Genomic DNA, 18342 nt, shown 5'->3' with positions numbered 1-18342 from the left:
ATTCAATCCCGATCCGGCCGTGCAAGCTGTGCCAGCCAGCACGCGAGCATCAGAATCAGCAAGGTCCCCCAGAAACTCGAATACACCGCAAAGTGCGTGTTGATCGGAAACAGCATCGAGATCAACGCCAAGGCTGCGGGTCGTCGATCGTGCTTTGGCGCGTCCGCCAATTGCCGCGACTTCGCAATGAGCAGGATGGTTGCAACCAGCCAGATCAGCAAGCCGATCAGCCCGGTCTCTGAGCCGATCTCCAGCACGATTTGGTGGGCATGAAACGCGCCGACATCATCGCCATCGGTGAGCCAGCGGTCGTCCTTGCCGGCGTAGTCGGCATAGGCATATCGAAACGCCCGCACGCCGACGCCGTTGACCGGATGTGCTTCCATCATGCCCAGGGCCGCACGCCAGATGGGCAAACGGAACGCGAGCGCATGGTCGATCGCCGCTTCGGAGCCATCAAACGCGCGCGCGGTGCGATGCACGCGCTCGGCGAACGAAGGCGATACCGCATACAGGGTGGCCGCCGACCCCATACCCAGCAGGGCGAGGCCGAGCAGCGACAGCAGATACGCGCGCCGACTGACCACGACATCGCGCAGCAGCAGAATCGTTGTCAGCCCGAAACTGATCCAGCCGGCCCGAGCCCCCGCCAATAGCACGACAACAGCCGCGAGCAGCCATGCCAGGCTGGCTGCAGCACGGCCATAGCGTTCGAGCGCCGGCAACACCAGAAACGGGAAGATTGCCGCCAACACTGGGCCGAGCTTCAGGTTCTCGCCGAAGAGGCCACTCAGACGATCGGCCTGCAGTGGCCCGCCCAGACTCGTGCCGACACTCGCCTGCACCAGGGCGTCGAGCACGAGGATGCCAGTCAGCGTCGCGAACCCGACGCGCAATTGGGCGCGAGCCTCAGCGCTACGAAGGCTTTCGCGGCAGAACCACAAAAACGACAGATAGCGGAGATCGAGAGCGGCCTCGGACCAGGATTTCATCGCCACCTGGCTGTCGAAAGCAGAGACGAATTCGGGCAGCCAGTAACCCAGAAACGCGATCAGTATGACGGTGAGGAGCGTGTCGGTCCGAAAGCTGGTCGGATTCTTGATCAGATCGGCCATTCCGATCAGCGCGCCGATCAGAATTGGCAATTCACTGGCGCGCCCGAACGGCAACAATGCCAGCACCGACAGCAGGAGTAGAACGCGGACATTCATGCGGTGCAGAGCAGATCTCGATAGACCGTCAACGTGGCGGCTTGCATGTCGGCCAGACGATAGCGGGAAAAGGCGGGAACGATCGGGCGGTTTTGCACTACTTGCAACGTGACGTTGCCGAGCGCCTCTGGATCATCGTGCGCCACCAGTCCAACCGGGAATAACTCACGCAGCAATTCGCCGGCACCGCCATGGTCAAAGCCGACGACGGGAACACCGAGTTGCAGCGCTTCGACGACCGTTCGACCAAACGCCTCTGGTTTCGTAGACAGCTGCAACACGGCGTGGCTCGCGGCAAAGACATCCCGGACATCGGGTCGCGGTGGGGTCATCACGACTTTCGCGCCGATGCCGAGCGCAGTGGCAGTTGCGACAAGTTGTTCGGTGTAGTGGTCGCGGCCGTCTTGTTGCGCGCCGAGCATGATCAGGCGGGCGTCCTGCCCCTGTTTGATCAGATTGGCCAACAGGTGCAAGGCCGTTTCATGACCTTTCAGCCGCGTGCCGCGGCCGGGCAGGCACAACCAGGGGGCTGGTCCAGCAAGGCTTGGATACGCCGCCACAAAGCGTTCTCGCCAATCGGCGCTCGTCTGGTAGCCATGGGGAAATTGGTCTGGATCGATACCACGTGGAATCAGCACGAGCTTGCCCGGATTCGTTTCGGGGTAGTGCTCCAGCACATAGCGGCGCACCGTATCGCTGACCACGATGACCCGTTCGCCGCACAGCATGATGCGACTGTAAGCGCTCGGCGAGTTCAGGCCATGAACGGTGCTGACCAAGCGCGGCCGACGACGCTTTGGCAATGAGCGCCACGCCAGCCACACCATCCAGGCCGGCAGACGCGAGCGGACGTGGACGATATCGAAGTCGCCGCCCGCCAGAAGGCGCCGCAAGCTCGGGAGTTTCGTCAACGTAAGCGGCGACTTGGCCCCAAGATCGAGCGTGATGTGTGCAGCGCCCAATTGGGTCAGCGGAGCGACCATCCGCCCGCCCGCCGACAGGACCGTGGCGCGGTGACCGGCGCGGACCAGGGCGTCGGCAATCTCAAGGGTGCCGCGCTCGACGCCTCCTGCATTCAATGCTGGCAAAACCTGCAGCACATGCATCGTCAGGTGTCCGAATGCGGTCCAAAGTGCCCAGACGGGGCGGGTGTTGTTGATTCTGGCTTGGCCCAGATCGAACAACGGCCCGAACGCCAGTGCGTGTCGGGCCGCTCAGGACCAGAAGTCCTCACCATCTCGGTGGTCGCTCAGTCAACCAGACGGTAGCTGGCGCCGCAGTAAGGGCAAATCGATGTCCCTTCGGTTTCGACCGGCAGATACACGCGCGGATGCGAGTTCCAGAGTTGCATCTCAGGGCTCGGACAAGACAATGGCAAATCGGCGCGCCTGACCGTGTACTCGCGTGTGGTACTGGCCTGCGCGGTACTGTTGTCGCGGCGCACGCTCATGGGAACAGCCCGGCGAAGTAGGCGGCGGCGAGCGCCGCAGCACCGAGCAATCCGCCAATCGCGACCCATTTGAACGACCCGCCGCCACTGCTTGGGTTCTGCGCGGCCGCTGCTTTGACCGGCTCATGCGGTTTGGCCGCCTGCGCCTGCATTTCGAGGTGCGGCGCAAAGACATGAAAGCGCACAGTATCAAGGCGCAGCTCATCGCCATGCTTGGCCAAGCCGGTGTGTACCCGCTTGTCGTTGATGAACGTGCCATTGGCAGAGCCCAAGTCCTCGATCGCGATGCCGTCCGGCATCACTTGGACTTTGGCATGAGTCCGCGAAATCTCATCGGCAGGGATCGAAATGTCGCACTCGGCACTACGACCGATCGTCATGGCCCCATAAATCGCAAACGTCTTGCCGAAGGTGCTGCCTGAGACGCCGCGCAGCATATAGCGGGGCAGGGCTTGCCGAACGCGGGTGCGCCCGTCCTCGGTTTCTGGTTCTTTGCCGGCCGCGGCCGCAGCCGGTGCGGCACCAGCGGCAGGCGCCGGCGCTGCGGCCCCCGCCATGACGCGCGCGCCAATCTTGCCAAACAACACGATATCGCCCGGCTTGATCGGGGCGTCCGCCATGACCTGACGGCCATTCAGGGCCACGCTATTGGCCGCATTGACCACCTTGATGGTCGCCGACTGCCCGTCGAAGTGCACATCGCAGTGATGCGATGCGATGCCCGGGGCCATCAGCAGGATTTCATTGCCTGTGGCCGACCCAACCTTGTTGACACCACGCTTGAGATCGACGGCCGCATGCTCGCCGTTTGGGAACTGCAGTTTCATGAACACTCCGAGGGTGAAGCTTATGTTTGTTGCTGCCGCAGGTTTGACGTCGAGCAGGATTCGCGCCAAGTCGACCGGCAGCTTCCTCACGAATCTGGAATATCGTTTTCAATCAGTCGCTTGGCACGACCTGTTAAGTGAGATTCCAGAGCCGTGGCGGCTCAGTCGATTTCGCGCAGCACCCGGAATCCAACCGAGTTGTATCCCGTGTCTGCATCAAAACCGGTGCTCATGGTAGGTGTCAATTGATCCTTGGTGCTAACCCAGCCGGTTCCCATCGCTAACCGCCGGTCGCACTTGGTGTCGCAGTCTGAGACCCATTCACGAACGTTACCGACCATATCATAAAGCCCCAGCTTGCCCGGCTCAAAGCGTTTCACGCCGGCGGTGTGCACAAATCCGTCTTTACAGGCCAACGCGTCGCGTTCGCGATACTCCCCGGCGTAGCTTTGATCGGCCAGGTTGGCCTTGCAGTTGCTGCCATCGCTGCTGTTGGCAGCCAGCGTGCGCCATTCTTGCGCTGTCAGCAGGCGATAGCGCTTGCCGGTCTGTTGGCTCAACCAATCGACAAAGCCTTTCGCATCGTCAAAGTTCACGCAGACGACTGGTTGTTGATCGGATTGGGCAAAACCCGGGCTTTGCCAGGTGCGTTGCTTGGAACTGGAAAAGATGCCGCCTTCGCGGTCGCGACAGGACGGCCTGAGGGCACGGGTACGCGAACCACTGGAGGCCCAGAACGCCTTGAACTCGCCAACGCTAATCTCGGCGCGACTGACCGCGGCGCGTTTCTTGCCGAACGAAACGACCACGAGCTCGGGGCCAGTCACGGTATTGGCCTTGTCGAGGAACAGGAAACCGGGCTTGCCAAGCGTGGGCGCCCGTTTCAGCCCTTTTTGGGCATCGGCATTGGTGGGGTCGATCGCCAGGGCCTGCTGGTACGCCTTGGTGGCGGCGGCTTCGTCCCAACGGGCTTCAGCCGTCCGTCCGGCGTCCAAAGACTTGCTGACGAGGCTGGCGCGCGGACGCATGACCACCGTGCGGATGGCACCGCTTGGATCATAGGCGTCGGCCAGATCGAGCGCGAGGTTGCCCATCGCCATGAATTCACTCAAGTTGCCCTCGGCGAGCTTCTTGTCAGCGAGTTCGACAAACTTCTTCGCGACATTCTGCAGTCCTTCGATGGCGCGGGTGTTGTTGGCGTCGAGCTTCAAGACCAGTTTGTACCGGTCGATCGCATTGCGGCCAGGCGGTTGCGACAGCCGCAGTCCCTTCAGATCATTGCCAGCGAGCCACAGGTTTTGCTCGATTGGATTGACAACCGTCGCGTTCAACACCAGCGCCATGGCCGGATCATCAGCGGCCAGCGTATTCTCGTCCTCCGGAACGGCCTCGGTGGGATCGAGCTGCTCGCCGGACGACGGTTCTGGCTTTGGTTTCGGCTTCGATTCTGGCTTGAGCGGCGAGATCAGCGGTGCGTCCGGGTTGGTCGGTGCAGGCAACTCGGTAAATTTCTGTAGGCCCCAGAGCCCCAGTGCGGCGACGACCAACAAGGCAACCATGCCAAGGCTGATCATCAGCCAGGGACGTTTGCTGCCGGATTCGCTGACAGCTTGCTCGCCACTCTGAGCGCGCGGCTTGGGTTGCGGCAGCGGGTCTAACAACGGCACCTGATCCGGATTGCTCGGAACCATTGGTGTGGTGGCATTGACCGGTGTCGGCATCACGACGGTGGAATGCTGCGACGTGCGCGGCAACGGGTCGGCGTGATGGGTGCCGGTCAATTCGTGTTCGACCCGGGCGAGTTCCAGCAGGAACTCGTCGGTGTTCTGGAACCGCTGGCCCGGGTCCTTGGCCATGGCTTTGTCAATCAGTGTCTGCCAGATCGTCCGATTGGCCGGCAGGCGCGGAACGGGTTCAAACACGTGCGCATACGCAATCGCAAACCCGTCTTCGCCGGTGTAGGGAGGGTTGCCCGTCAGGGCCTCGAAGCACGCGGCGCCCATCGAATAAATGTCGGAGCGGCCATCAACATCGCCGCCGCGGGCCTGCTCCGGACTCATGTAGTGGCTGGTTCCGACACTGACTCCGGCATTCGTGATCCGCGAGGTCTTGGACACCGTCCGCGCGATGCCAAAATCCGTCAGTACCGGGTTGTTGTTGATGTCGTACATGATGTTGCCGGGCGCCACATCACGGTGCACGAAACCGCGCTGATGTGCGTATCCGAGGGCCCGGGCCACGCCGGCGAACACGCGCAAGATTTCCTGATCGGTGACGCCGTCCTTGATCCGCTGGAAAAAGTCGCCATTCGGCAGATGCTGCATCGAAAAGTAATGCAGTTTTTCGGGCGTAATGCCGACGTCATAGACCGCGACGATATTTGGGTGTGACAAGGAGGCGAGGGTGCGCGCCTCTTGCATGAATCGTTTCGAGAAGGTGGCGTCGGCCACCATTGCCGGATTCATGACTTTGAGCGCCACTTCGCGCTCAAGCGAGGTCTGGACCGCCAGATACACCGTGGCCATGCCGCCGACACCGATTTCTTTCTTGATCAGATAGCCGGGAACCTGGATCACAGTCGCATGCCACTTTGAAGACGAATGGGCCCGATTGTAGTGACCACAGCCGACAAATATCACCTTCTTTTGACTGGATTTTCGGTTCGGCGATCGTTCGGGCGGTCTGGACTCACGGTCGATCAGGACACGTTTCGTTGCACTGCGGCAAGACGTGGATGTGAAAAACATGTATTCATATGGGGTCCGTCAGCCTTGGAGGGCAGTGTGGTCCGACGGAACTAGTCCCCGATCATTCGTGGTTGGCCCGTGCCAGCACAATTTGATTGTGGGTCGGAGGTAGCAGCCAGACGGGAAGGCTGGCAGTTATCTGGCACTCGCGCAGCGGCGCGCAGAGTGACTGGGTTGAAACCGCAAACAGGTGAGCGTGCATATAAGCACGCCGCGAAGAGAACAATAATCAGGAACCAACGCATGAAGATGACCACCGGCAGTAAGCTGGGAGCGCTCGCTCTCGGCCTCAATCTCCTCTTGTCCGGGCCAGTGCTGGCGCAGATCGCCAACAACCGGCCGGCTAATGTGTCTTTCAGCATTGTGCAGAGCCGAGGTGTCGACACCACAGTCGACTACGCCGCTCTGGCCAAGGTCGGCCCATGGGACGATCGCAACTACCAGCTGACCAAGGACGACCTGAAGTACCTGTCTCCCAATGAGGCCGAGGCAATCATTGCGATTCCGGCGTTCTACCGGGTCGAAATGCGCAAAGCCAATGAGCGCTTGCCAACGTCCGGACCAGCACAATACCCGCGTTCTGCGTTGCAGGGCTTCCTGGCCAAGTACAAGGGTTACGAAATCAACGGCGTGCAACACACCTCGGTGAGCCGGACCGAAGCGGGCGCCTACGAGTTCATGACGAGCACGCGCAACAACGACGTGTCGCCGAACTTCCTGTCGGGCACCGAAAAGCGCGTGACCACTCCGGCCGGCGCATCGGAATCGGCAGTGGCCGTGAATCCAGTCAATTCGAACCTCGTGATCGCCGGCACCAATGGCCCGGGCTCGGGCCAGAAGATGTGGCGTTCGTCCGACGGCGGCGTGACGTGGGTTGGGCCGACCTCGCTCGCCAGCACCTGCTGCGATCCGACTGTAGCCTGGTCGCCTAATGGCGCCACGGCCTATGCCGGCGCGTTGTCGACGGTAGTGGGCAGCGGCACCAACGTGCTGTTCTATCGCTCAACCGATAACGGCGCGACCTGGACGCTGACCAAGACCCTGTCGACCGGTAACGTGTCGGACAAGGAATACATGCATGTCGATACGTACGCGAGTTCGCCGCGTCTCGGCTACATCTACATGGCCTGGCACGAAAACAACGTCCAGAAGTTCTCGCGTTCGGCGGATGGCGGCACCACCTGGCTCGCCTCCAACCTGACGATCGACAGCGCCAGCCGCGGTATCGGCTCGGATCTGATGTCAGATAAGAACGGTAACGTCTACTTCGTGTTCCCGACCACCTCGGGTGGCAGCAACGCCAAGCAGATCCGCGTCTCGAAATCGACCGACGGTGGCAGCTCGTTTGCCGCAGCCGTCACGGGCGCGACGCTGAACGCCGACTTCGACTTCCCGATTCCGGCGATGGAATCCCGCCGTGCGTTCGTCTACGTGTCCTGTCAGGCCGATACCACTGGTGGCGCGTTCGCCAACCGGTTGTACTGCGCCTACACCGACACGAACACGGCCGAAAACAACACCACGGCCAGCGCGAACCACTCGGTCATCAAGGTCATCCGTTCCAGCGACGGTGGCGCCACTTGGTCGAACAGCTACGGTCACGAAACCGGCAACATCAGCACGGTTGACCGTTTCAACCAGTGGCTGTCGGTCGACAATCAGGGCCGCGTCTTCGTGGCGTACTACGACACGCGTAACAGCTCCAGCCGCTCGGGCGCCGACGTTTACTATTCGGTCTCGACCGACGGTGGCGTGACGTTCTCGGCCGGCACCCGACTGACGACGGTGACGTCGAAGAACATTGCCAATGCCAACGAGTGGGGCGATTACAACGGTATGGACATGGTCATGAATGACATCATGGCGATCTACACCGACAACCGCGACGAAACGGGCGGCACGGCTGAATCCGTGGACGTCTACGTCAAGGGCGGGTTCGCACCGGCTCCGGGCGGCAACGTGGCTCCGACCGCGAACTACTCGTTCTCGACGTCGGGCCTGACCGCGACCTTTACCGACAGCTCGACCGACTCCGATGGCACGATCGCCTCGCGCTCCTGGAACTTCGGTGACAGCACGACCTCGACCGCCACGAATCCGAGCAAGACCTATTCGGCTGCGGGCACGTACAGCGTCGTCCTGACCGTCACGGATAACGGTGGCTTGACCAACTCGATCACCAAATCGGTGACCGTGTCGAGCGCCGCCAACGTGGCTCCGGTTGCCAACTTCAGCTTCACGACCTCGGGCCTGACCGCCACGTTTACCGACAGCTCGACCGACTCGGACGGCACGATCGCATCGCGCTCCTGGAACTTCGGTGACAGCACCACGTCGACCGCCACCAGCCCAAGCAAGACCTACACGGCCGCTGGTACGTACAACGTGACGCTGACCGTGACCGACAACGCCGGTGCAACCAACAGCAAGACCTCGGCGGTAACGGTGACCGCTCCGGGCGGCACGGTGCTCAGCAATGGTGTGGCCGTGACAGGTATTGCAGTCGCTACGGCGGGCAATTCGGCGAACTACACGATGGTCGTGCCAGCCGGCGCCACCAACCTGTCGTTTGTGACCTCGGGTGGTACGGGTGATTCCGACATGTACGTCAAGTTTGGCGCCGCTCCGACTGATACGGTCTACGATTGCCGTCCGTTTGCCTCGGGTAACGCGGAAACCTGCTCGTTCGCAGCCCCGTCCGCCGGTACGTACTACATCCGCCTCAAAGCCTACTCGGCCTTCTCGGGTGTGAGTTTGGTCGGCAGTTACACGACTGGTGGCGGCAGCACGCAGACGTACTCCAGCAGCACGGTGTTCAACATCACCGACAACACCACGATCAACTCGCCGATCACGGTCTCGGGTCGTACGGGTAATGCTCCGGCCACGGCTTCGGTCTCGGTCAACATTACCCACACCTACCAGGGCGACCTGAAGGTGGACCTCGTCGCGCCGGATGGCACCCTGTACAACATTCACAACCGCACGGGCGCCGGCACGGACAACGTCATCAAGACGGTGACCCTGAACCTGTCCAGCGAGTTGTTGAACGGTACGTGGAACATGCGCGTGCAGGACGCTGGTGCCGGTGACGTCGGCACACTGAACTCCTGGTCAGTGACGTTCTGATCAGCGTCGAAAATCGTGATGCAACCCGGCTGGTCGGAACCGGCCGGGATTGTTCCAACGATTCAGGAAGCGTTTTTGACGACCGGCCGGGCGATTGCCCGGCCGGTCGCGTTTTGGGCCCGCTGCGGATCGGTTCTCCATCCTGGACCCGTTTCTAGCCGAATTGTGTGCCTGAGCGCGAACTGAACCAAGTCTGGCAAACCCCTGGCTCGGGCAGATCGAAACATCGCCCGGTGATGAGCAGAACTCGTGAACGCGTGTAACATTCGTTCATGACAGGGATTCGTACATGGATGCTGCCAATTGGCGCGTGCCTCAGCTTATGGCTGGGTATGGCGTGCGCGGCTGTCACGTCCAGCGAACCCCCGGCGATTGCGGCCCTTCGCGCCAATCGCGCGGCAACGGTAGACGTGTTGGAAGCCCAGGCAATCCAAGCCGAACGCCGGGCCACGGACCCAGTGAACAAGGCCTGGGCCAAACTGGCGGTCGCTGAGTTTGAAGACGAGCAAGAGCATCCGGAGCGCGCTCAGGCCATGCTCTTGGATTTGCTCAAAGATGCAAGAGTCCTGTCGCTTCGTGATCTCGAATTTGCGGTGCTGACCCGGTTGGCCAGCATGCTCGGCAATCGTGGCCGTACCGAGGAGGCGTTGCAATACATCGATCGGATGAATCTGATTGCGAACGCCTTTGATCATGCTCCGTGGCGCGCGGAAGTGCACTATCAGCGCGGTGTGCTGGATCGGAAGGATGGCCGGCCCGAACTGGCGATTCGGCAGTTTCAGAAAGCGCAAGCGCAATTCGAGGCCGCCGGTGACGCGCTGGGTGTGGCGCACACGCAGAATGCCATGGGCATGATCTTTGGCCGCATCGGTCGGTTTGCCGAGGCCAGGTTGCAGCACAATGCCGCATTGGAAGCGGCAACCCGCCTGGGCAACAAGCAAGAGATGGCGCGCAGTCACCGCTTGCTCGGTAACCTGTACCGGAATCTGGAGGATGAGGAGCTCGGTGCCGAGAACATGGTCCGTGCGCTCGGCATGCTCGAACCCCGCGATCGCCGCGAAGGCATTGCGCTGCGCGGCGAGCTCGGCAAGTCACTGCTTAATCTGGGTCGGATCGGCGAAGCGGAGCGCTATGCGATGACCGCCGCCGAGGATGCTGAGGCGTCAGGCAGTCCGCCGAACAAAGTCAATGCATTTACGACCCTGGCCGAAGTGCGGCTCGCGCAAGGCCGGATGGACGAGGCCAAAGAGTGGTCCGACCGTGCCATGCAGCAATTCAATCAAGTCGCGCTGCGCGATCAGGTGTTGCTCCGGTTGTCGCAGCTGCATGTGTTGAGCGAATTGGGCGACTATCAGGAAGCACGGAGCCAAGGCGGCCGAACGGTTTACGATGCCCGCCGCCTGGGGGACAAAGTTCTGGAGCGCGAGGCGCTTGACCAGTTGGCGACGGTGCAACTCGCGCTGGGTGATGCCGAAGCGGCGTTCGAGTCGCGCAAGGCTCACGGCGAACTCGATCGCGAACTGTCACTGGAAACGGCCAGCCGCAAGATTGCTGGATTGCAGGCCGACCTCGATCAGGCCCGGGTCGAAGCCGAGAAAAAGCTTCTGGAGCGCGACAACCAGATTCAATCATTGCGAATTACGCGCCAACGCTGGGCCGGCATCGCACTCGCGTCGGCGTTCTTCGCGGTCCTGGGCGGGCTGGCGTTTGTGTCGTTCCGGTTTCGCGAATCGCAGCGGCTCAATGCTGAACTCAAGGCCAGTCGCGATGAATTGTCACGACTCCATACGGCCTTGGTTGAGACGGCGGCCGCGCTGGACCGTGCGGCAAACACCGACAGCCTGACCCAATTGCCGAATCGCCGCGCGACGATGAACGTCCTGGATGGCGTCATGCAACGCTTTCGCACGGAGGGCCAAAGCGTGGCGCTCGTGCTCTTGGACATCGATCGCTTCAAGGCCATCAACGACACCTATGGGCACGCCGAAGGCGACCGCGTTCTGCAAGAGATGGCGGCGCGCTTGCGGCGCCTGTTACCACCGGAAGCGCATGTTGGCCGTTGGGGTGGCGAAGAGTTCTTGGTCGTCTTGAGCGGCAATCTTGCCACGCATGCGCCACGCATCGTCGAGGACGTGCGTGAGCGTTTGGCGGAGCAAGCTTTTCAGACCAGCCAAGGGCCGATCAGCGTGACTGCGAGCTTTGGTCTGGCCCGCCTCAACAGCCAGGAAACCTCCGGATTGGTCAGCGTCTTGGCGCGGGCCGATCACGCCCTGTATCGCGCAAAGGCCCTGGGCCGCAATCGCATTGAAGCCGTTTGAAGCGGCGCCCAGTGCGCTCAAAGCCCTGCCATGACCTGACACGCTGTATTCGGATCCCGGTCTTCGCCGCGGCCGACTAGGTGCTGGACTCAGCGTGGGCCTGAACGTCCAGATTGGCTTGATTCAGGCGCGTCTTAAATCGGCGCCCCCGGCGGAATGCGAGGCAGCGCACGCAGCGGCACGCGCGTCGGATCGTCCAGATAGCGCCGGATGAGACTGGCCGCAGCGCTCGCGTCGGCGTCCTGCCGACCCATCTGTTCCAACGTTTCCGTCAACTGCCGGAGTTGCTGGCGCCATGTTGCCGCTACCTCCGCATGCAAGAGGCCGCTCTGCAACACTTGCAAGGCGCCATCAAGACAGGTCCAGTTGCGCGTGGTCTGCAGTGCCCGATCGGTGCCCTTGGCGTGCCGTTCAAGCCACGATTCGCGAATCAACTGATCGAAGACCAACTCGGGGCCCGGGCTCGCCGAATCGGCCGCGTGCTGCCAGGCCATGCGATTCAGTCGTTGCGGATCGAGCGCAAACTGCAGGACCACGGCGGTGGCAACCCGACCCGCCTCGATCGGATCAAACATTGGCAGCATCTGCGAGTCGAAATCTTCGGGTGATTTGGCATAGTCGTTTGCGGGCGGATTCAGCGTGGCCAACGTACGTTCGGGCAACCGCAGGATTCCCACATCGAGGGCGGTCGTCAGCGCCGCCAACGCGCGCGCCTGGGTGTCGGCCGGAACGGCGCGAGCGGTCCAGTCCGAATCGGCGATGGTGCCGTACCGATATTCCGTGCCGCCCAAAAGACGCGCCACCGCTTCGGTTTGGTATCGATGCAATAAGTAGATCGGAACCAGCCGGCGCGCGGCCTCGCCGTTCTGACGATCCGGAGGCAGGGCCCCGTCGGAAAAGCGCCGTAGCGCCCGCTCGCGTGCCTTCATCATGGCAAAGAAGCCTGTCAACGGATCACCGGGCACATCCCAAAGCAACCCTTCCGCATGTGCGTCTCCCGGCGCGCGGGCATCGGGATCGGATACGTAGTCGTAGCCTTTGCTGCGGATCTCCGCGCGTAACGTGGCGAGACGACTGGCCTCGTCCGCTATCGGGAATTGACTGTATGCATGTGCGACCAGGAATTTGTCCCACGTCCCCACACCGCGACCATAGGGTTGATCGAGACGAATGCCGTCCGCGCCATCAAAGCGGAACTGTGGATGCGGATAGTCGAGCACGGACCCGTCGCCGTTGCGGCTCGCGGCAAAATTGTGTGCAAAGCCCAGCGCATGACCGACTTCATGGGCGGCAAGTTGCTTCAGCCGGTGCAGGGCCATGTTCAGGGCTTCCTGCTTCAGTGCGGGATCCGCGCCAGCGCGATACGGTGCGAGCAGACCCTCGGCGATCAAGAGATCCTGGCGGACGCGCTGCGAACCCAGGTTGACGTAGCCTTTGATGATTTCGCCGGTACGCGGATCGATCAGCCCGCCGCCATAAGACCAGCCGCGTGTCGCGCGATGCGTCCAGGTGATCGTGTTGAAGCGGACATCGCTCATCGACATGCCGGCCGGCGCCAGTTCGGCACGGAAGCCATCAATGAAACCGGCGGCATCGAACGCGTCGCGCCACCAATTGGCGCCTTCGAGCAACGCCGAGCGGATGGGTTCTGGTGTGCCGCGGTCGAGGTAGAACACAATCGGCTTCTTGACCGGGCTCCGAGCCAAAGCGGGATCGGTCTTTTCAAGCCGGAAGCGGGGTTGAAAGCGTTGCTCTAGTGGGGCATCGATGGCCTGTGCGAAGTCGTAGCGACCAATGCTGAAACCGCCCGATGCCGGGTGGTAGGCGCGCGAACGGAATCCGGCTTCGGGCAGTCGGATCAAGCTCAGGCGCTGCGTAATTGACAGACTTTTCGGGTCGGCTGCCACTTGCTGGACGAATGGGCCCTCACCGCTGCCGCTGAAGGTCAGCAGGCCCGAGAGCTCGACGTTGTTCGGGAACGTCTGGCAGGCGTCCGGCAGCAGGCTGCTGCGGTCCGCATCCAGACTGTGCGGTCCTTGTCCGGTGAGTTTCAGCCGATCCGCCACGCCGTGCAGGTCGAGCTTGACCAACCCGGACACATCCACCAACTGTGCGGCCGGCGCGCGTTCGCTCTTGATCAACTCGGTTGACCATAGCACCGCTTCCGCGAACGCTTCGGTCGCCGCCCGGGCTTCGTCGCGATCACTGGTGTGGGCCAGAAACTTGGTGTTCTCCTGGATCAGCAGCACCCTCTTGCCGACGCGCTGAAACCGGACTAATCGCGGCTCACCGTTCTGCGCCCGATCCAGACCCACATCGTTCGAACCGAGCGCATGTTCGATGGTGCTGACCATGAGCAAGTCGGCCGGTAAATCGGCCACGTCCATCAGGACGCGACCTTCGTCGACGTCAACATGCAATGGCAACAGACCAGCATGAAGCACTGTGCCCGCGAGCGGGTCCTTCGGCGCATCCGACGCGCGGACGTTGGTGCCAACCAAGAGGCTTGGCAGCAGCAAGAGGAAACCTGCGGCCATGCGCAGTGAACAGCTGTGACTCATTGGACCATCCCGAAGCGGCTGGGACTGCCTTTATGCCGCATCCGGTTTCGGTAATCCAGGGTCGTCGGGATTTGGTTCCCAAAGTTCAAGGAGAACCCCTTCCGGGTCGACCACGTAACCGAACTTGCCGTTTTCGGAGTCCTCGCGGCGGTCCAGCACCGAAACGCCTTGCTCGCGAAGTTGGGCGAGCAGGCCGTCCAGATCATCCACGCGGAGATTCACCATGAACGGCTTGTCACTTGGTTGGAAATACTGGGTGTCAGCCGGAAAGGGCGACCAGACCGAATACGTGAGTTGCGTCGGTCGCGCGTGATCGCGCAACAGAAACATGGCGCCTCCCCAGGCTTCGGTCGGCATTCCGAGATGCTTGTGATACCAGTCCGACAGCGCGCCCGGTGCGCCGGCCTTGAAGAACAATCCGCCTAATCCGACTACTTTTGCCATGACATGCTCCGTCTGCCGTGTGGGGCCACCGCGCAGCGTTGCCCGAATCGGATTGCCGGGTGGGCGGTTCCGAACTGCAGACGTTGCCGACACGATTGCAATGAGGGCGGTGTACCGGACCGGTTGGGTCAACCAGGTCGGGTTCAGCGTCCGTGCCAGCCCTTATAGTCCCCCGAAACCGGCGCGCTGCAATGTGCCTGATATCATGGGCTCATGTTGAAAGCTGTGGACTGGATTTACCGCGAAGCCGACGTACGCGCGCTCGAACGTGCGCATGCGTCGCTCCAAGGCGGCGATTTGTACCCCTTGATGGCCGCCGCCGCGCGGGCTGCGTTTGGCTGCCTACACGTGCACTGGCCCATGGCGCGCCGCATTGTTGTGGTCTGCGGATCGGGCAATAACGGTGGCGACGGCTTTGCGTTGGCGGTCCTGCTCAAAGCGGACGGTCGCCACGTGCGGGTTATTGCGACCGCTGCGGAAAGTCAGGCCAGCGAGGCCAGGCGTGCCCGTCAGGACTGGCTTTCGGCGGGCGGCGAGATCGAGTTGTTTGATCCGGATCTGCCTCCGCCTGATGCCGATCTGATCGTCGATGCGATCTTCGGAATCGGCCTGAATCGCGCGCCGGAGGGCGTGAGTGGCGCCGCCATTCAGTGGATCAATGCGTCATCACAACCCGTGTTGGCTTTGGATTTGCCCTCGGGCGCGATGGGTGACACGGGCGATTGCCCGGGCGTTACCGTGACTGCTACCCGGACGCTCGCACTCATCGTCGCAAAGCCCGGCCACGTGCTCGGTGCCGCCCTCAATTACGTGGGGCGGTTGCAGGTTGACGATCTGGATGTGGTGGTGCCGCCGTCGACGATGCGCGCGCTGCAGGCCAGCGATCTGGCAATGTGGCAGCAACCGCGGCCGCGTGTCAGTCACAAGGGAGATTACGGTCGCGCGCTGATCCTGGCGGGCGCGCCAGGCATGCATGGGGCGGCGTTGCTCAGTGCGGGTGCGGCACTGCGGGCGGCGCCTGGATACGTATGTCTCTGCAGTACCGACGCTGCGGTGGCCGCCGCGCTGATCCGGCACCCGGAAGTGATGAGCACGAGTGATCACGCACTGACTGCCGAATGGCTGCAGCGGGCGAGTGCCGTTCTGATTGGCCCAGGCATAGGGCAGGGCGAGTTGGGCCGCGAGCGCTTTGAGTCATGGTGGCAGGACTTCAGAACGACTGGCCGCCCGGCCGTGGTCGATGCCGATGCGCTCAATGTGCTCGCGCAGTCGCCACGGTCATTGTCGACGTCAGTCATTCTCACCCCGCATCCGACTGAAGCCGCCCGTCTGCTTGGCGGCAGCACCGACAGCATTCAACGCGATCGCCTCGCCGCCGCACATCAGCTTGCGGCGCGGTTTGGCGCCATCATTATTCTGAAGGGCGCGGGCACGGTGCTGGCGCATCCGGATGGCCGAGCGGCAGTATGTCTCGATGGCAATCCGGGTATGGCGGTGGCGGGCATGGGCGATGTGCTGAGTGGTCTGTTGGTCGGGCTTCTGGCCCAAACCCGTGATGCTTGGCAATGCGCCTGTACCGCCGTGTTGGTGCACGCACGGACCGGCGACTGGCTCCTGTCGACGCGCGGATTTCGCAATGTGCAGCCAAGCGCCATGATCGACCATTTGGGAGCCATCGAGGTGCTGAAATGAGTACTGCCTTGAGCGAGGAACTCGCCGATGAAGCCGCAACGCTCGCGTTGGCAGCGCGGCTCGCTTTGGCGCTCAAACCGCCGTTGCTGATCGCGCTGGAAGGCAATCTCGGGGCGGGCAAGACGACGCTCGCGCGCGGTGTGATTCAAACCTTGGCACCGGGGACGCGCGTCAAGAGTCCAACGTATACGCTGGTCGAGTCGTATCCCGTGCCGTTTGGCGCGATCCACCATTTTGACTTGTACCGATTAGTCGATCCCGATGAGTTGGAGCAGATCGATCTGGCCGGCTTTGCCGATGCGAATGCCGTGTTACTGATCGAGTGGCCAGACAAAGGCGGCGAGCGTACGGCGTATCCCGATTTGCGAGTGCAGCTCGCTTACGATGGCGCCGGCCGCACTGCGCAAGTCCATGCGCTGAGCCAGTCCGGCCAGCGCGTGTTGGACGCGCTGTCGGCAAACGGCCCCGTGTCCTGATCAGACGCGCCGGGCCAGTTCGGCGGCCAGCCCGATGTATTGTGCAGGCGTCAGATCGCGCAGCCGGGCTTTCTCATCGGCCGGCAATTCGAGGCCATCGACAAATTCACGAAGGCGGTCAGGTGTAATGCCCTGGCCGCGCGTCAGCGCCTTCAGCCGCTCATACGGCTCGGGCAGCGCGTAGCGGCGCATGACCGTTTGGATCGCCTCGGCGAGCACTTCGAAACTGTTGTTCAGATCGTCAGCGAGCCGCTGCTCGTTGACCCGCAATTTGCCGAGGCCTTTTGCGAGCGAATCGAGGGCGACCAGCATGTGGCCAAACGCGCTGCCCAGTGCACGCAGAACGGTGGAGTCGGTCAAGTCCCGCTGCCACCGGGAGATCGGCAGTTTCTCGCTGAAGTGCCCGAACAGTGCATTCGCGAGACCGAAATTGCCTTCGGCATTTTCGAAGTCGATGGGGTTGACCTTGTGCGGCATGGTCGATGAGCCAACCTCGCCGGGTTTGAGTGCCTGCGCAAAGTAGCCGAGCGACACATAGCCCCAGATATCACGGCTCAGGTCAATCAGGATCGTGCCGATCCGGCGGCTCAGATCGCAGAGCTCGGCAACGCCGTCATGGGGCTCAATTTGGGTGGTCAGCGGCGCGCATTGCAAGCCAAGGCTCGTCACAAAGCGCTCGGACAACGTGGGCCAATCGACGTTCGGATACGTGATCGCATGCGCATTGAAATTGCCGACGGCACCGTTGATCTTGCCGGGCGACTGCCAGGTGTCGAGTTGCCGAAGCTGCCGGTCCAGGCGCGCCACGACGTTCGCGAATTCTTTGCCGAGCGTGGTTGGCGAGGCCGTTTGGCCATGCGTGCGCGAGAGCATGGGCGTGGCCGCGTAAGTGGTGGCATAGTGTGCCAACTGTATGCGGATGTCACCGATGCGCGGGCGCAGCACTTGGTCTCGCGCATCGACGAGCATCAGGGCATACGCGAGGTTGTTGATGTCCTCGCTCGTGCACGCGAAATGCACGAATTCAAGCAACGGACCGAGTTCTGCGTGCTGGCCGATTTGTTCCTTGAGCCAATACTCGATCGCTTTGACGTCGTGGTTCGTCGTGGCCTCGATCGCTTTCACGCGGCGCGCGGCCTCGATATCGAAGTTCACGGCGAGGTCCCGGAGAAACTCGCGAGCAGCCCCAGAGAGGCTCGGGACCTCGCTGATACCGGGCTCGTCGGAGAGCGCAATGAGCCATTCCACCTCGACGTGCACGCGTCGCTGCATGAGTCCGGATTCGCTGAAGATCGGGCGCAGCGCGGCGACTTTGCTGGCGTAGCGGCCATCCAGCGGGGATAGGGCAGTCAGGGTGTCGAGGCTCATGGGAACTCCTTGGCAAGCCGCTCATTTTAACATTCGAAAGTCGAACACCCATTCGATTTCCGGGGCCAAACCGGGGCAGCTTGGTGGGCGCGGCCCGGCAGGACGGCTTCGTCATGAGC

12 protein-coding genes are annotated in these 18342 nt (G+C 62.2%); 4 read left to right on the top strand and 8 right to left on the bottom strand.

Translation table 11 applies throughout. From position 1 onward, the window contains the following. Positions 1 to 2: 2 nt before the first annotated feature. From C7S18_RS10935 to C7S18_RS10915, 5 genes are all read right to left on the bottom strand, one after another. Positions 3 to 1211: an O-antigen ligase family protein gene (locus C7S18_RS10935; protein WP_106891601.1), complete on the bottom strand. Its 1209-nt coding sequence runs from the start codon at positions 1209 to 1211 to the stop codon at positions 3 to 5. Next, positions 1208 to 2317: a glycosyltransferase gene (locus tag C7S18_RS10930; protein WP_106891600.1), complete on the bottom strand. Its 1110-nt coding sequence runs from the start codon at positions 2315 to 2317 to the stop codon at positions 1208 to 1210. The genes C7S18_RS10935 and C7S18_RS10930 overlap by 4 nt, the downstream gene beginning before the upstream one ends. Before the next feature lie 143 nt (positions 2318 to 2460). Further along, positions 2461 to 2661 (bottom strand): zinc-finger domain-containing protein, encoded by a 201-nt coding sequence (locus C7S18_RS10925; protein WP_106891599.1) that lies wholly within the window; start codon positions 2659 to 2661, stop codon positions 2461 to 2463. Then, entirely contained in the window at positions 2658 to 3488 is an 831-nt protein-coding gene (locus C7S18_RS10920) for an FHA domain-containing protein (RefSeq protein WP_146151876.1), read from the bottom strand. Before C7S18_RS10920 ends, C7S18_RS10925 begins: the two co-directional genes overlap by 4 nt. A 161-nt stretch (positions 3489 to 3649) precedes the next feature. Continuing rightward, the gene (locus C7S18_RS10915; RefSeq protein WP_170113224.1) at positions 3650 to 6064 is read right to left on the bottom strand and encodes a bifunctional serine/threonine-protein kinase/formylglycine-generating enzyme family protein; all 2415 of its coding nucleotides are present in this window, start codon (positions 6062 to 6064) and stop codon (positions 3650 to 3652) included. A gap of 414 nt (positions 6065 to 6478) precedes the next feature. On the opposite strand from C7S18_RS10915, the gene C7S18_RS10910 reads away from it, so the two are divergent. After that, positions 6479 to 9364, top strand: a complete 2886-nt coding sequence (locus tag C7S18_RS10910; RefSeq protein ID WP_106891596.1) for a PKD domain-containing protein — start codon at positions 6479 to 6481, stop codon at positions 9362 to 9364. Positions 9365 to 9636: 272 nt separating this feature from the next. Continuing rightward, positions 9637 to 11682 (top strand): diguanylate cyclase domain-containing protein, encoded by a 2046-nt coding sequence (locus C7S18_RS10905; RefSeq protein ID WP_106891595.1) that lies wholly within the window; start codon positions 9637 to 9639, stop codon positions 11680 to 11682. Between the two features lie 134 nt (positions 11683 to 11816). On the opposite strand, the gene C7S18_RS10900 is transcribed toward C7S18_RS10905, so the two are convergent. Next, positions 11817 to 14243 (bottom strand): zinc-dependent metalloprotease, encoded by a 2427-nt coding sequence (locus C7S18_RS10900; protein WP_106891594.1) that lies wholly within the window; start codon positions 14241 to 14243, stop codon positions 11817 to 11819. Positions 14244 to 14273: 30 nt separating this feature from the next. Beyond that, positions 14274 to 14687 carry a VOC family protein gene (locus C7S18_RS10895; RefSeq protein WP_106893995.1) on the bottom strand — a complete coding sequence of 138 codons (414 nt, stop codon included), beginning with the start codon at positions 14685 to 14687 and terminating at the stop codon, positions 14274 to 14276. Between the two features lie 213 nt (positions 14688 to 14900). Here C7S18_RS10895 and C7S18_RS10890 point away from each other — a divergent pair, with 213 nt between their 5' ends. Together C7S18_RS10890 and tsaE are read left to right on the top strand one after the other, a co-directional pair. Beyond that, positions 14901 to 16379, top strand: coding sequence for an NAD(P)H-hydrate dehydratase (locus C7S18_RS10890; protein ID WP_106891593.1), 1479 nt, complete (start codon positions 14901 to 14903; stop codon positions 16377 to 16379). Continuing rightward, positions 16376 to 16855 (top strand): tRNA (adenosine(37)-N6)-threonylcarbamoyltransferase complex ATPase subunit type 1 TsaE, encoded by a 480-nt coding sequence (gene tsaE, locus C7S18_RS10885; RefSeq protein WP_106891592.1) that lies wholly within the window; start codon positions 16376 to 16378, stop codon positions 16853 to 16855. The genes C7S18_RS10890 and tsaE overlap by 4 nt, the downstream gene beginning before the upstream one ends. Here tsaE and purB read toward each other — a convergent pair whose 3' ends face one another. Continuing rightward, positions 16856 to 18223, bottom strand: coding sequence for an adenylosuccinate lyase (gene purB / locus C7S18_RS10880; protein ID WP_106891591.1), 1368 nt, complete (start codon positions 18221 to 18223; stop codon positions 16856 to 16858). It lies immediately after the preceding gene. Between the last annotated feature and the right edge of the window lie 119 nt (positions 18224 to 18342).

Source organism: Ahniella affigens, assembly GCF_003015185.1.
Lineage (GTDB): Bacteria > Pseudomonadota > Gammaproteobacteria > Xanthomonadales > Ahniellaceae > Ahniella > Ahniella affigens.
This window is presented reverse-complemented; position numbering and strand designations above follow the sequence as displayed.

What these genes read in the sequence shown, in the direction of transcription:
- C7S18_RS10935 (WP_106891601.1), bottom strand. Translation starts at nt 1,211, where the DNA reads ATGAATGTCCGCGTTCTACTCCTGCTGTCGGTGCTGGCATTGTTGCCG.
- C7S18_RS10930 (WP_106891600.1), bottom strand. Translation starts at nt 2,317, where the DNA reads ATGCATGTGCTGCAGGTTTTGCCAGCATTGAATGCAGGAGGCGTCGAG.
- C7S18_RS10925 (WP_106891599.1), bottom strand. Translation starts at nt 2,661, where the DNA reads ATGAGCGTGCGCCGCGACAACAGTACCGCGCAGGCCAGTACCACACGC.
- C7S18_RS10920 (WP_146151876.1), bottom strand. Translation starts at nt 3,488, where the DNA reads ATGAAACTGCAGTTCCCAAACGGCGAGCATGCGGCCGTCGATCTCAAG.
- C7S18_RS10910 (WP_106891596.1), top strand. Translation starts at nt 6,479, where the DNA reads ATGAAGATGACCACCGGCAGTAAGCTGGGAGCGCTCGCTCTCGGCCTC.
- C7S18_RS10905 (WP_106891595.1), top strand. Translation starts at nt 9,637, where the DNA reads ATGACAGGGATTCGTACATGGATGCTGCCAATTGGCGCGTGCCTCAGC.
- C7S18_RS10900 (WP_106891594.1), bottom strand. Translation starts at nt 14,243, where the DNA reads ATGAGTCACAGCTGTTCACTGCGCATGGCCGCAGGTTTCCTCTTGCTG.
- C7S18_RS10895 (WP_106893995.1), bottom strand. Translation starts at nt 14,687, where the DNA reads ATGGCAAAAGTAGTCGGATTAGGCGGATTGTTCTTCAAGGCCGGCGCA.
- C7S18_RS10890 (WP_106891593.1), top strand. Translation starts at nt 14,901, where the DNA reads ATGTTGAAAGCTGTGGACTGGATTTACCGCGAAGCCGACGTACGCGCG.
- tsaE (WP_106891592.1), top strand. Translation starts at nt 16,376, where the DNA reads ATGAGTACTGCCTTGAGCGAGGAACTCGCCGATGAAGCCGCAACGCTC.
- purB (WP_106891591.1), bottom strand. Translation starts at nt 18,223, where the DNA reads ATGAGCCTCGACACCCTGACTGCCCTATCCCCGCTGGATGGCCGCTAC.